The sequence below is a fragment of the Rhizobium sp. CC1099 genome (genome assembly GCF_029714385.1).
GTDB lineage: Bacteria > Pseudomonadota > Alphaproteobacteria > Rhizobiales > Rhizobiaceae > Rhizobium.
This window is the reverse complement of the sequence record NZ_CP121642.1, coordinates 679099-691255: the sequence shown is the minus strand read 5'-3', so window position 1 is coordinate 691255 and position 12157 is coordinate 679099. Positions and strand designations below refer to the sequence as shown.

Annotated in this window: 10 protein-coding genes and 5 pseudogenes; 8 read left to right on the top strand and 7 right to left on the bottom strand. The window is 57.9% G+C overall.

Translation table 11 applies throughout. The annotated features are described in order from the left end of the window. The first annotated feature begins 462 nt into the window (after positions 1 to 462). A pseudogene (locus QA644_RS24510) lies at positions 463 to 1292 on the top strand (AraC family transcriptional regulator). A gap of 27 nt (positions 1293 to 1319) precedes the next feature. Here QA644_RS24510 and QA644_RS24505 read toward each other — a convergent pair. The 6 genes from QA644_RS24505 to QA644_RS24480 all read right to left on the bottom strand — a co-directional run bounded on the left by QA644_RS24505 (position 1320) and on the right by QA644_RS24480 (position 5605). Beyond that, positions 1320 to 1808 (bottom strand): hypothetical protein, encoded by a 489-nt coding sequence (locus QA644_RS24505; protein WP_283073647.1) that lies wholly within the window; start codon positions 1806 to 1808, stop codon positions 1320 to 1322. Between the two features lie 128 nt (positions 1809 to 1936). After that, complete coding sequence (locus QA644_RS24500; RefSeq protein WP_283073646.1) at positions 1937 to 2383, bottom strand: hypothetical protein; 447 nt, start codon at positions 2381 to 2383, stop codon at positions 1937 to 1939. 183 nt (positions 2384 to 2566) lie between these two features. Then, a complete protein-coding gene (locus QA644_RS24495) occupies positions 2567 to 3349 on the bottom strand; it encodes a 3-hydroxybutyrate dehydrogenase (protein WP_283073645.1) in 783 nt (260 codons plus the stop codon). Positions 3350 to 3375: 26 nt separating this feature from the next. After that, positions 3376 to 4134 (bottom strand): acetoacetate decarboxylase, encoded by a 759-nt coding sequence (locus tag QA644_RS24490; protein ID WP_283073644.1) that lies wholly within the window; start codon positions 4132 to 4134, stop codon positions 3376 to 3378. 27 nt (positions 4135 to 4161) lie between these two features. Then, the gene (locus QA644_RS24485) at positions 4162 to 5340 is read right to left on the bottom strand and encodes a patatin-like phospholipase family protein (protein WP_283073643.1); all 1179 of its coding nucleotides are present in this window, start codon (positions 5338 to 5340) and stop codon (positions 4162 to 4164) included. Positions 5341 to 5455: 115 nt separating this feature from the next. After that, a complete protein-coding gene (locus QA644_RS24480; RefSeq protein WP_283073642.1) occupies positions 5456 to 5605 on the bottom strand; it encodes a hypothetical protein in 150 nt (49 codons plus the stop codon). A 957-nt stretch (positions 5606 to 6562) separates the two neighbouring features. On the opposite strand from QA644_RS24480, the pseudogene QA644_RS24475 reads away from it, so the two are divergent. The 6 genes and pseudogenes from QA644_RS24475 to QA644_RS24450 form a co-directional block, all read left to right on the top strand. Beyond that, positions 6563 to 6764 (top strand): annotated as a pseudogene (locus QA644_RS24475) (hypothetical protein); the annotation flags it as partial. A gap of 269 nt (positions 6765 to 7033) precedes the next feature. Further along, positions 7034 to 7318, top strand: a complete 285-nt coding sequence (locus tag QA644_RS24470; protein ID WP_283073641.1) for a hypothetical protein — start codon at positions 7034 to 7036, stop codon at positions 7316 to 7318. 1104 nt (positions 7319 to 8422) lie between these two features. Further along, on the top strand, positions 8423 to 8746 hold the full coding sequence (locus QA644_RS24465) for a hypothetical protein (RefSeq protein WP_283073640.1): 324 nt from the start codon (positions 8423 to 8425) through the stop codon (positions 8744 to 8746). After that, positions 8746 to 8875 (top strand): annotated as a pseudogene (locus QA644_RS24460) (SOS response-associated peptidase); the annotation flags it as partial. The gene QA644_RS24465 and the pseudogene QA644_RS24460, both read left to right, overlap by 1 nt. 788 nt (positions 8876 to 9663) lie before the next feature. Beyond that, the gene (locus QA644_RS24455) at positions 9664 to 10080 is read left to right on the top strand and encodes a hypothetical protein (RefSeq protein WP_283073639.1); all 417 of its coding nucleotides are present in this window, start codon (positions 9664 to 9666) and stop codon (positions 10078 to 10080) included. Positions 10081 to 10932: 852 nt separating this feature from the next. Then, on the top strand, positions 10933 to 11382 hold the full coding sequence (locus QA644_RS24450; RefSeq protein ID WP_283073638.1) for a hypothetical protein: 450 nt from the start codon (positions 10933 to 10935) through the stop codon (positions 11380 to 11382). A 419-nt stretch (positions 11383 to 11801) separates the two neighbouring features. Here QA644_RS24450 and QA644_RS24445 read toward each other — a convergent pair. Beyond that, positions 11802 to 11936: pseudogene (locus tag QA644_RS24445) on the bottom strand (DDE-type integrase/transposase/recombinase); the annotation flags it as partial. Positions 11937 to 11993: 57 nt separating this feature from the next. On the opposite strand from QA644_RS24445, the pseudogene QA644_RS24440 reads away from it, so the two are divergent. Then, a pseudogene (locus QA644_RS24440) lies at positions 11994 to 12128 on the top strand (IS6 family transposase); the annotation flags it as partial. Positions 12129 to 12157: the final 29 nt, after the last annotated feature.

Below are 12157 nucleotides of genomic sequence, written 5' to 3'. Positions count from 1 at the left end.
CTGCTCACCGTGCCAGTTCTCGTGTGTCCTTTACCGTTGCAATGTGCCGATTAATGAAGTCCCGTGACTGCCAGAAAGATATCGCCTCGCCCGTCCGCAAATGTACTCATGCCTTCGCAGAAATCGCGCTCAGTTCCTCCAGGTCGAGGTCGCGCTCGAGTTCGCGCAACGTCTCATCATCGATCTCACCGGCACGATGGAGGCGGATCAATTCGCGTCGACCAGTTGCTATAGCTTCTAGGACAACGTCGAAATTCTCTGGAAACTAGAAGCTGTACTGCCCAGAACCTGCCTTAAAGGTTTCTATAGCGTTTAGAATATTTTTTCTTGAACATTAGTGTTCAAATGGATCACAAGCGACAATCCATAGAGAAAGGGTCCGTCTTGGTTTCCACACCCACTGGTCAGACGAAATCCTCCGCTGAGAAGACAAGCGACATCTTCAGATGCCCGTCCAATAAATTGTACACTGACCAAACTCTTACCGGGGCGGATATCAAGTTTTTCCGCAAGGGAACAAGGGATATGCAACTCGCGTAGGTCACAACGCCAGCCAGCGATCGCGGTTATGTCGTCGGCGTCTCGCTTGGTGGGCACAGGCGGCGCATCTTTCATCAACATCATGCGACCACCCACGATTTCACGGAAAACTCGATCTATGTCCGCGATCTCTCGGAAGCCTACAAAGCAGATCTCATCGATCCTTTCGATTTCCTGCTGTTCGAAATTTCACCGGCGTCCTTCGTCAGGATCGCCGACGAGGCGGAACTTACCGGTGTGACGTCGCTCGCAGCCGAAACCGGTTCGAAGGATATCGTGCTTGCCAATCTCGCTCGCGCACTGATCCCGGCACTCGAAAAACCCGAGGAGGCAAGCGCGCAATTCATCGACCAGATGGCGACCGCCGTCGGCACCTATTTGGTCCACCGCTATGGCGGCCGGCCAATCGCGACTTCCACCCGACCACGAAGCCTGTCGCGCTCGCAAGAGCATCTGGCGAAAGTCTGCTTCTCGAAAATCTCGACGGCGACATTTCGATTTCGGAGGTTGCGCAGGCTTGCGATCTGTCTCGCGGCTATTTCATTCGCGCCTTTCGTGAGACGACCGGCATGACGCCCTATAAATGGCTCCTCAGCGAACGAATAGACCGTGCCCGCGACCTGCTGCGGACCTCGAATACGCCGCTTGCCGAAGTGGCGATCGCCTGTGGCTTCGCGGATCAAAGCCATTTCACGCGCGTGTTTTCAACTATCGTCGGCGCGACACCCGGCAATTGGCGGCGTAACCTGTGATCCTGACGACCTACTTGCAAGATAGCTTTAGCAGCCCGAAGCAAAATCTTGGAAGTCCGAAGCGAATTGCTGTGTTTGCCAATTTGAAGTACGCCCCGGGGCCGTTGGTACGTGTCGTGTCAATTGCAACAGCGCTCGAACGTTCGCCGAATTCTCTATCAAGCAGAGCAATCGCGCTGGATTCCTTAGTGAAAATTCCGGCTTTTTACCTTCAGCGTATCGATATGAAGATCCGGAATGAAAATGTCCCTCGACTTGAACGCCGAGGCTCGCTCTAGTGAATCCGGACTTGCGGTGATCCATGGGAAAACTCGTCACCTCGACCGGCGAGAAACGGGTGGTCAGAACACTCTTCTTCAACAATCGGCTCTCTGTTTCCGCTTCTCCTGGCCGAACCAGAAAGGGCTGCACGTTCCGAGGAGCGAGATCAAAGAGTTGATTTAACAAGTGAGCTAAAAAAGCCACGATGATTGTTGTCCAGATTATTATCTGGCGATTAACTTTGTTCTCCAGCATGACGGAATTTCCTTTTACTAGGTTACAGCTATTTGTAGCGGCTTGACATCATCGTCCGCCATGGCCGAGCAGGCGCCCTCCGACATTGCAGTGCTACTGGCGAAACTCCACAGGCTTTGCTTCGTCAATCATTGGGTAGGCGGCCGTCCTGCCACCAACTCCATTCGGCATGCCTCACTGAAATCGAAAAGAAAGTTCATCGCGCCGGAACGGGCGAGGTCAGCGATCTCGTGCAGGGAGCGATTAGGTGCAAGGTAGGCTTCGATGATATAATCCATAGTCCGTTCGGCCGCATCCACAACCGGACGGGATGAAATTAGACGCATTTGGGCGACCAGTGCGTACAGGAGTACGAGGTCGGATACGTCGTCCTTCTGATTGCTCAGTGCATCTCCAAAAAGCCGCGTCGCTTCGGCAATGAAATCTGAAAAGAGCTTCTCTCGCTTGGCAACCTCAACCTCGCGATGCTTGGCTTTCAACCCAGATTCGTGTGTCAGCCAAGTGGCGGCGAACGAGGTCAAGCTGCCTATGGCCACGCCGGCGAGCCCCATCAGAGCCGAGATTTGTGCGTCCAAAGAAACCTCCTGCCAAAACGAGCTGACGCGCCTCACGCGGCGGCGCAGGCGATGATCATGTGAGCGCTCGGCGAGCAGTGTGCTGAAATCGCACCGGGATCCACGCAGTCGGGCCGAGCGACAAAGCTAACCTGCATCCGGACGGCACCGCAAAGGGTGCCGTCCGGATGTGCGCTATGGATCCTACTGCATGAACCAGCCATGGCTGACGACCAGCGATTGGCCGGTCACTGCATTGGACCTGGCCGCCGCGAAATAGAGAACAGCGTCGGCCACGTCGTCGGTGCTGGTGAACTCGCCGTCGACCGTGTCCTTGAGCATCACCGACTTGACCACCTGCTCCTCGCTGATGCCGAGCTCCCGCGCCTGCTCAGGGATCTGCTTGTCGACCAGCGGCGTGCGCACGAAGCCGGGGCAGACGACGTTGGCCGTGACGTTGTGCTCGGCCCCTTCCTTGGCCAGCACCTTGGCCAATCCGATGAGGCCATGCTTGGCGGTGACGTAGGGCGCCTTCAGCTTCGAGGCTTCCTTGGAGTGCACGGAACCCATGTAGACGACGCGGCCGTAATTGGCGGCATACATGTGTTTGAGGCAAGCCCTGGTCGTCAGAAAGGCGCCGTCGAGATGGATCGAAAGCAGCTTTTTCCAGTCCTCGAAGGGAAAGTCGACCAGCGGCTTGACGAACTGGATGCCGGCATTGCTGACCAGCACGTCGACCTTGCCGAACGTGGCGATCACCTCGCCAACGGCCTTTTCCACCTGCTCCTCGTCGGTGACGTTCATCGCCACGGCAAAAGCATCGCCGCCCTTGCCCTTGATCTCGGCCGCCGTTGCATTCGCGGCGTCGAGATTGAGGTCGGCAATCACGGGAATGCCGCCTTCGGCGGCGAAGCGAAGCGCGATCTCCTTGCCGATGCCGCTCGCGGCTCCGGTGATGACCGCCACTCTTCCATCAAATCGAGACATGGATAATTCCTTTCAGTTGCAGGGGATCAGTCGTTTTGGAGATAGTCGAATACGACCTCACCGAGACCGAGCGTCAGGTCGGCGATGTAATGGCTGGCCGACGTGACCTCGCGCACGGGTAGCCGCGCGACGTCGCACATCGCGTGTTCGAACAATTGCAGGGCCGCCGGCCCGGCCCATGCGCCCTTCAGCGTCACATCCTCGAGATAGTAGCGCACGAGTTCGCAAATCCGGGGAGAGCCGTCGACGTGCGGGATGACCTTCAGCATGAAGGCGGGCTTCGCCATCGCCATTGCCAGCGGCTCCAGGGGGAGCTCGCGATGCTTGTAGCCCATGGTCGCCGTCGCGCAGAGAACCGGGCCGTAGTGCAGCGTTCCGACGAGCGTCTCCTGCTCGTGCGACAGCTTCGGCGTTGCCAGCTTCTTCGGAAAGCCCCAGATCTCGCGCCCGCCGGCAATCGGCGAGTTGTCGTCGAGATACATGGCATGCACATAGCTGCCTTCCTGCACCTTGCCGGATGGCGTGGTGAAGCGCACCGGAATGACCTGTCCAGTCTCCGTGTAGTCGCCAAAACCTGTGGAATCGGGCATGCGGATGAATTCATAGGCGACGGTGTCGCCAATCACTTCCAGCGGCTCCGGCACGACGGTGCGCAAGGCCTCCGGATCCGTCCGGTAGTTGATGACGACAAATTCGCGGTTGTAGAACTTGTAGGGCGGCCTCGGATAGGCCGGATTGTTGAGCGGCATGGCGAAGGCATTTTCGCGGACGGCGGCGATCTTCATGGTCGTGCTCTTCTCTTTGTTGAAATCTCATTCGAAGTCGAAAGTGGCCACGCCGTCGGGCGTGTCGGGTCGCCGCAGCACCTCGCGGTGGCGCAGTGTTCGAACGGCGTCGTTGTAGCCGGAGGTCCAGTGTTCCTCCATGGTCAGGCGGGAGAACTCGTAATCCTTCGAGCTGCCTTCGTAGTTCTTGGCCCGGTATATGAGCTGGACGATGTTGTAGACCTTCTCGTCGGCCTGATCGACGAGAAGCTTGATCTCCGGATCGGCTTGCAGCAGGGCCTCATGCGGGATGAGTTCCACCAGATGGCCAAGGGCGCGACGCAGACGTTGCTGCCTCTTGAACTGGTCGGTTGCCGCGCGGGTGCGGCTGGAGAAGCGGATATCCTTCTGCCGCAGTTCGAGGCCGAGGAGGTCACGCGGCATTTCGCCCCGCGCGCTCCAGAGGTCGACTTGAAAGGCTAGCGTGTCCTCGCGCGGGGAGTTATCGAGCACCCATTGCAGGGGTGTGTTGGAGACCAGGCCGCCGTCCCAGTAATATTCGCCGTCGATCCTCGCAGCCGGGAAGCCTGGCGGCAACGCGCCGCTCGCCATGATGTGTTCGGGGCGGATATCGTGGGTCGTGGTGTCGAAATACTCGAAATTTCCGGTGCGCACATTGACGGCGCCGACGCTGAAACGCATGGCTCCGGCGTTGATGCGGTCGAAGTCCACCAGCCGCTCCAGCGTCGCCTTCAACGGTGCGACGTCGTAGAAGCTTTCGGCCTCGATGCTGCCGGCGGCGGAAAAGAAGGGCGGCACCGGACGCGGCGTGAAGAAGCCTGACGCGCCGTCCATGAGGACGGCGAAGGCGTGTGCCTGATTGAGCAGGCCATGCGCGAAATCACCCTTGAATCCAATCGCGCCCAGCATGGCCGAAAACAGCGCGGGGATCCCGAGAGCCGGGGCCGTTATCGTCTCCCAGAAGCTGCGGAGCGCCTCCACCCGCCTTTCGGGCGGATTGCCGGCGATCAAGGCACTGTTGATAGCGCCGATGGAGATGCCCGCGACCCAGTCCGGATGCAGGTTGGCTTCCGCCAAAGCCTGGTAGACACCCGCCTGATACGAACCAAGCGCCCCTCCGCCTTGTAACAACAGCGCGATGCGCTCGAACGGCGGACGCTCCTTAAGGCGGTGCGTCTTGTTTGTGACGGGATGCTGAGCGGCCATGAGTGTACCTTCTCTGCAGCCGCCGCAATTGGCAGGCTGCATTGCGCCGAAATGGGAGCTGGGGCTGAGATCAGGGAGTTATCGACAGTTTAACACGAGTCAAACGGGCCAAGATTCAAGTCCAACCGGAAGCAAGCGACCAGGCACGGGCGTCACGTGAGACTGCTGCATCGAGATTGGCAATCTGACGCTGTATCACGTGATAGCGGTGGGTGGGTAGCACGCCATCGTTCCGAGCCGCCTGGACGGCTTCACTGCGAACCATGGCTACCTCCGAACGGAGATCCCGAACTTCCGCGGGGCTGAGCAGCCGTTGTAACGATCAAAGAGCGCATTTTTTGCATCTTCTGAAATGTGGAGGCCGACTTTCTTGTCGTCCTCCTGCTGGCAGGTCGTCCAGTTCCGTCGCGTCACGGTGGTCATTCCATCGCCGGCGGTTCTCGGCCTGCATCGAGAGCCTAGAGCCTTGCCGTCGCGAGGTGTAATTAATAAAAGATAATCTTTCCGGCACTGGACATTCCGCAATCCGGCCTAACTTCGTCGCGATAACTAGCGTGCCGCAGAACGTGTCGAATATAGGCGCCGCCTTATTGCAAAAGGTCGGCTGGACTGGGATCAAGTTGCAGAAACTGCTTCATTGCAGTCCGGTGCGCATGCCTTCCGCGAACCAGCATTGAACAGATATCCGGCTCGCCGATCGTAGGATTGCGGCGATGCGCGACCTTTTCGCGAAGGATAAGTCATCCGGAAATCCATCGTCTCGGAAATCCGGTGCCCCGTTAATGACTGGAAGGCCATCGGGATGTCTTTTCGACGGCATCGACATCTTTCGGCACGGGGTGCATCGAGAAGCCTGTGGCAGATCAGCGCCCATAGATATGGACCGCTCAAAAACCGAACTTGGCCGGTTGATGCGCGAACATTGCGAGATAGCAGGATTGACCTGCATGAATTCCCTCTTCCAAGATCCACCGACTTAAGCGACTAACCGGCAACCGAGATTTACCCAAGGTCGTAGTTCACATGGCAGCGCGGCCTTGTACTGGCGGGGAACCGGATCCACTCTCCCGAGGAGCAGGCTTCCGTGCGAGTCGAGGCGAAGGAATGGCTCCGGGCATGGCTGCGCGAAGTGCCGAAGAGGCTCGCGCTTCGAGAGGTGACGGCCCACACAGATTGAGAATCCCCCCAGGTACGTCGATCCCAGCATTTTGAGTGTTGACACATCCCGCTGTCTTCGGGTGAGGCGCTATATCGCATTGCTCCCGATCCAAGGCAGATGCTGATTAATTAGGACTCTGGTCACGATGATATGTGGGACGACGACATGGTTGGCAAATGTCATCCGCTTTGTGGAAGCGGCGATGAAAGGAGACAACACCAGTATCAAAACCCGCCCCATGAAGGCCTTAGCCGTCCGTCGCTAGGCCATCGATAGAAACGTTGTTTGCCAAGCAACGATTGCGCTCTGGCAAACATTACAAAACGACAATTCAAGATCAATCCAGATGAACAATTTGTAATTCTATTTCAGAGGCGTAGCCATTGAATCGATTCTTCGGCAGGCCCAACTCATTGGAGTAACGCAGACGATCCCCTGCAGGACAGCCGACCGTCTCAGCAGATGAAAGCATACCATCGTGAACCGCGTTGCTAAAATCGTCATCGCGTCCGCCTCCTCCAAGGATTCCCCGAGATGTACAAGCAGAAATCCCTGATCGCCGGCGCCCTTGGGTTGTTGATTGCAGCAACATCGGTGCCGGCAGCGGCAATGCCAATACCCACAACTGCTCCATGGGCCTCTAACATCGAGCAGGTACAGTACCACCGCCACGACTCGGGTTACTGGCACGGTTATCGCGGGGAGCGCGACTATCACCGAGGATACCGCCGCCATAGGGACGGATTTTGGTATCCGTTTGCTGCCTTCGGCGTTGGCGCACTGATCGGCGGTGCGGTTGCCAGCCAGCCGCATTATTGATGCGGGATGGCACAATCCGAACGAATGCAAGGCATGCGTCGGCGCTCAAGGCGCCGACGTGCCCTTTCTGGCGCTCGCGGGATCGTCAAGGCATGTCATCGCGGCTGCAAGAGTGCATTGAGCGGATGCGCAAACATTCCATACGGAATGGAGATCGGCAGATGGACCAATTGACAGTCAAGGTTTCTGAAACGCCATGGACGCGCGATGACCGCGTGGCCGTGCGCGTCAGGCAGGTCGCCGACCCACAAGGACTCCCCGTAGACGAGGGATATATATACCGACTTCCGCCTCAATTACGACGGTGTCAGACCGCTCGATGCCGCTCCGGGATATTACGCGGTCGAGGCGTGCTGGCGGAACGGACGGGTGACGTTTCATCGCGGCCTCGTCCTGCCCGGCGCGCCGTGCGTCGTCGAGGTCACCCCGACGTTTCTGAGGCGGTCATCCCCGCAACCGGGCGGCGACCAACGCCCGAAGGAAATCCGCCCCTGCTTGGCGGCGGTTCCGCCTGCGAAGTTCTCTCGACGGACGAGGCCTGGACACGTGACGCTTCCTCGCTACGCCCGAAGGGGTTGCGAGTTGGGCAGCATCCCCCGCAATACGGCATCCGAGCCCGGTCGACCGAGCATCGGACGACTGAAGCATATCCCCGCCCTGCATCGTTCGCGACAATGCAGGATGCCCTGAAATCTCGATCGTCATCCATCACTCCTCGTGTTGATACGAGGGGTCAGTTCTTCGCTTCGTTAGGGGGGGTCAGTTTTCATTTCGCCCGACAGGCCGACCTTCTCGTGTCGGGAAATTCCGACTCCGATCATCGCTACGCCAGAAGCTCGTACATTCCCGATTCCCGCGAAGTAGCGGAAATCATGGCGGCGAGACCGTTGGAACTCTGCGCTTTCGCCTATGCGGAGTACGAAACTGACCTCGACAACAGGGTTCTGACGCGAGCATGCGGGCGGTCATGACGATGGCTGCCAGACATTTCGGTCATTCTCGGGTGGCGGAGGCTGATGCGGGCGACATGCGAGGACGATGTCGACGAAGCCGGCTTGCTTCTCGAACGCGCGGTAAATTCCCTCGGCGAAGTTGGAGGCTCAGATGTCAGGCAAAGACCCACGCATAAGAAGTCCTCTGTCGCATCATATTCTGCCAACTTCGAGCACGATGATCGGCATTTGCATGACGCTGGTCGGCCTTGTTAAGGTGACGGAGATACAAGCTGGGCGGAGCCACGTCGACGAGTACGCAGCTCTTGCCGCCGTAATCTTCCTGATCAGTTCGGTAGCATCCTATCTATCGTTGCGATACGAGGAGAAGGCGGCACTTAGCCGAAAGCTTGAGGTGTTTGCCGATCTCTGCTTCATGATCGGACTCGTCGCGATTGTCTTAATTGGCATCTTGTTTGCCTATGCGGTCATCTAGGCGTTCGGCGTGTCCGCGATGGCGAGCGTGAATGTGAGCTGTTCGGTTTTCTGACCACCTCGCCGAACGAGATCGTCGCTCCGATCTCATTTCAAGGCGATGCCTGCAATCCTGACGACGCCTACAGATGCCACAACATCGTAGTTTCGTGGGCCACGACGCCTTGAATGTTCCCTCAGAATCACACCGACGGCGTCCTCTCAAGCCTTTGTCGAGCGGCCGCTGCAGTGCCCGGCTCGCTGCGCCACGATCTGTGCTGCATCCTCGATCAAGGCTCTGACAATGTCAGACGCTGGTAGAATCTCGCGCACAGGCCCGACGGACTCGCCCGCGTAAATGACGAAGTCGTCGATGTCCCCTGATTGCCACTGAGCAGGCTAAAGAGCGGGTACCGCCTTATCGCCATCGCCATCGGTGTGCGGGCCAACCTCCTCGCTCTCCTCAGGTCGGGAACCCGACTCCGGGCGACCATTAGGGGACGTTGGCGTGCCCGATGTGCAGTCCGTTGTCAGATGTGTGGCTCTATCTCCACGTTCTAGTCCGCGCGGTCCGCGCGGCTATCATTGCGGCTGTCATTGATGACGGAAGGTGCACCATCGGGTCCGCCGCCGCCCAGCGGTCAAGCAATCACATATCGCTTGCGAGAGCGTCGTGCTCAACCAGATGATCTTCGACCCATATGGACGCGGCGAACCTCCACGCCGAGTTGCCCTCAGGGTGCTCGATTCAGCGAGTCCGAGCGCCCGCCACGCCGGCGTTCCCGATCATGAAACCTCGGGTCAGCGGTGACTTTCACGGGTGAGCCTATACAAAAGGACAATTACTTAGCGCGAGCAGAGCCAGTAGCGTGAGATCGTCGCCGGTCGCTGCAACCTTCTTGAAGGCCCGGTCGCACCTCTTCTTTCAGGAGCATTCAAATGAAGCGCTATGAGGATGAAGACCAGAAATCCCCATTAGACAGTCTCGCATTCCCGATCGGGATATATCTGATCTGTCTATGTGGCATCGTCGTGTACGTTGCATCCGCCGCACCGGCCAAGGCACCGATCGGGGCCTTCGTATCGGTCGCCGCCGGAGAGCCTACCCCCTTAGCAGGGACGTGTGCCGCGTCCGAGCAGCAGAGTCCACACGTTCGGTATCGAGACGATTTTCCACCCACTACTTTCCGCTACCGGGAAAACCGTGCTGAGATCATTTCACTGGCCGACGCAGGCAAGTTTGACGAACTGAATACCACCCGAGCGACGAAAAAATTCCAACAGCCACTGGAAACCAAACCGTTTGCATTCGGGAAGTTTCGGATGACGAGTAGCCGTTGCTCTATGGCACGGTGATCAAAACGAAACTGGTCACCGCAGCCGCCCAACTTTTTAGAAGACCGTCATCGACGTTCGCGACGCAACGCGTTCCTGCGAAGCATCAGGTGCGATTACAGGCGAGAATAGAAGACTTTGCCTTAATCGGCGATCTGAGCGCAGCGAGGACATAAGGCACGACGGGCTCCGCACCTGTGGTGATGTCTCGCCATTCCACTCGATCATGCTTGTCTGACTCGATGATACCTTGCGTGCCAATGAACCTGTCGGCTCCAATGTAGACGGCCATCCATTCGCTTGATGGCGTGAAGACTTGTTGGATATGCAGAAGCCGACAGTCGTATACCCAGGCGAGGCTGAGTGGAAAGCGGAAAATACACAGCCAGATCGCATAGGCGATCACTTCGGTGCCGTTTGCATCGACTCGGCAAATGAAGGACGTAGGACGGTTTCACAACGTTCCCCTATAGGGAAGTGATGCACCCCTTTGAGTATCGCATTTTCGATACCGCCTTCTCACCAACGATAGGTACCATGGTTCGCGGAAGGCATGCGCACCGGACTGCAATGAAGCAGTTTCTGCAACTTGATCCTAGTCCAGCCGACCTTTTGCAATAAGGCGGCGCCTATATTCGACACGTTCTGCGGCACGCTAGTTATCGCGACGAAGTTAGGCCGGATTGCGGAATGTCCAGTGCCGGAAAGATTATCTTTTATTAATTACACCTCGCGACGGCAAGGCTCTAGGCTCTCGATGCAGGCCGAGAACCGCCGGCGATGGAATGACCACCGTGACGCGACGGAACTGGACGACCTGCCAGCAGGAGGACGACAAGAAAGTCGGCCTCCACATTTCAGAAGATGCAAAAAATGCGCTCTTTGATCGTTACAACGGCGCTCACCGCCATCCTCATGTCTGCCCCTCTCGCAGCCGCTTATGCCGCTCCCTCGGGTTCTGCTTCCCACGATTCACATGACTCGCGCGCCGGCGGGTTTGACCATCGCGATCATTGGGATCAACACGAGTTCCACCACGACGACCCCCTTGTAGATCCGATGCCCATCTTCGTCTCGGAAACCCGGTTGGACACGGTCCTCGGCGAGATCCATGCCGTCGATGGTCGTATCGTGGCTGACCACCGGCGTGGGCTGCTCAGCCCCGCGGAAGTTCGGGATCTCCGTTCGGAGGTAGCCATGGTTCGCAGTGAAGCCGTCCAGGCGGCTCGGAACGATGGCGTGCTACCCACCCACCGCTATCACGTGATACAGCGTCAGATTGCCAATCTCGATGCAGCAGTCTCACGTGACGCCCGTGCCTGATCGCTTGCTTCCGGTTGGACTTGAATCTTGGCCCGTTTGACTCGTGTTAAACTGTCGAGCGGGTTCTCATGAACAACCCGGCAACGATGCGTGCTAACCTCTGGTTTCTTTACTAAAAAAGATTCCGAGGCTCGTGCTGCATTGACAGTCAGGTAGGGCACCCATCGCGGACAAGTGCGAAGGTGGTCGATGCACGGCCAGTTGCAAGAGTTCGCCAGCACAGGGCGCCCCGCTGCTCGGCATCCCGTGGAACAGCTTGTTCGCCCTGCTGGTGGACGCCGGCTCCGCGGTTCTGTTTCAAAATTTAAGGTAGTTGCGAAGCTGGACGGTTTCTGTGGCTGGTCAGATGCGGCGGCCAGATTTTCGAACTGTTCGGCGAGTGACAGGTCGTCACTGTGAGTATCATGCAACTGGCGATTGCGTAGCATGTGGATCATCTCAATGCCGGACAATGTTGCCGCCGCCGATTTGAATGACTTGAAGCCGAGCATCGGTCTGACGCGTCGCTTGATGCGCCGGTGATCCTGCTCGATGCGGTTGTTCAGATACTGGCTTGCCGGATGCGAACGGGTTCAAGACGGCGGCAGGAGCGATCCCGAAGGCGGTTTATGATGTCACAGGCAATGATCGCTTCGCGGTTTCGGCATTTCGAGCAGTCGGTGATCTTGCTGTGCGTGCGTTGGTATCTAGCATACGGCCTGAGCCTGCGCGACCTGAAGGAAATGACGGCCGAACGCGGTATCAGCGCAACTCTCTTTTGGTTCAAACCGTAACG

What these genes read in the sequence shown, in the direction of transcription:
- QA644_RS24495 (WP_283073645.1), bottom strand. Translation starts at nt 3,349, where the DNA reads ATGTCTCGATTTGATGGAAGAGTGGCGGTCATCACCGGAGCCGCGAGC.
- QA644_RS24450 (WP_283073638.1), top strand. Translation starts at nt 10,933, where the DNA reads ATGCGCTCTTTGATCGTTACAACGGCGCTCACCGCCATCCTCATGTCT.
- QA644_RS24480 (WP_283073642.1), bottom strand. Translation starts at nt 5,605, where the DNA reads ATGGTTCGCAGTGAAGCCGTCCAGGCGGCTCGGAACGATGGCGTGCTA.
- QA644_RS24455 (WP_283073639.1), top strand. Translation starts at nt 9,664, where the DNA reads ATGAAGCGCTATGAGGATGAAGACCAGAAATCCCCATTAGACAGTCTC.
- QA644_RS24465 (WP_283073640.1), top strand. Translation starts at nt 8,423, where the DNA reads ATGTCAGGCAAAGACCCACGCATAAGAAGTCCTCTGTCGCATCATATT.
- QA644_RS24490 (WP_283073644.1), bottom strand. Translation starts at nt 4,134, where the DNA reads ATGAAGATCGCCGCCGTCCGCGAAAATGCCTTCGCCATGCCGCTCAAC.
- QA644_RS24470 (WP_283073641.1), top strand. Translation starts at nt 7,034, where the DNA reads ATGTACAAGCAGAAATCCCTGATCGCCGGCGCCCTTGGGTTGTTGATT.
- QA644_RS24505 (WP_283073647.1), bottom strand. Translation starts at nt 1,808, where the DNA reads ATGCTGGAGAACAAAGTTAATCGCCAGATAATAATCTGGACAACAATC.
- QA644_RS24485 (WP_283073643.1), bottom strand. Translation starts at nt 5,340, where the DNA reads ATGGCCGCTCAGCATCCCGTCACAAACAAGACGCACCGCCTTAAGGAG.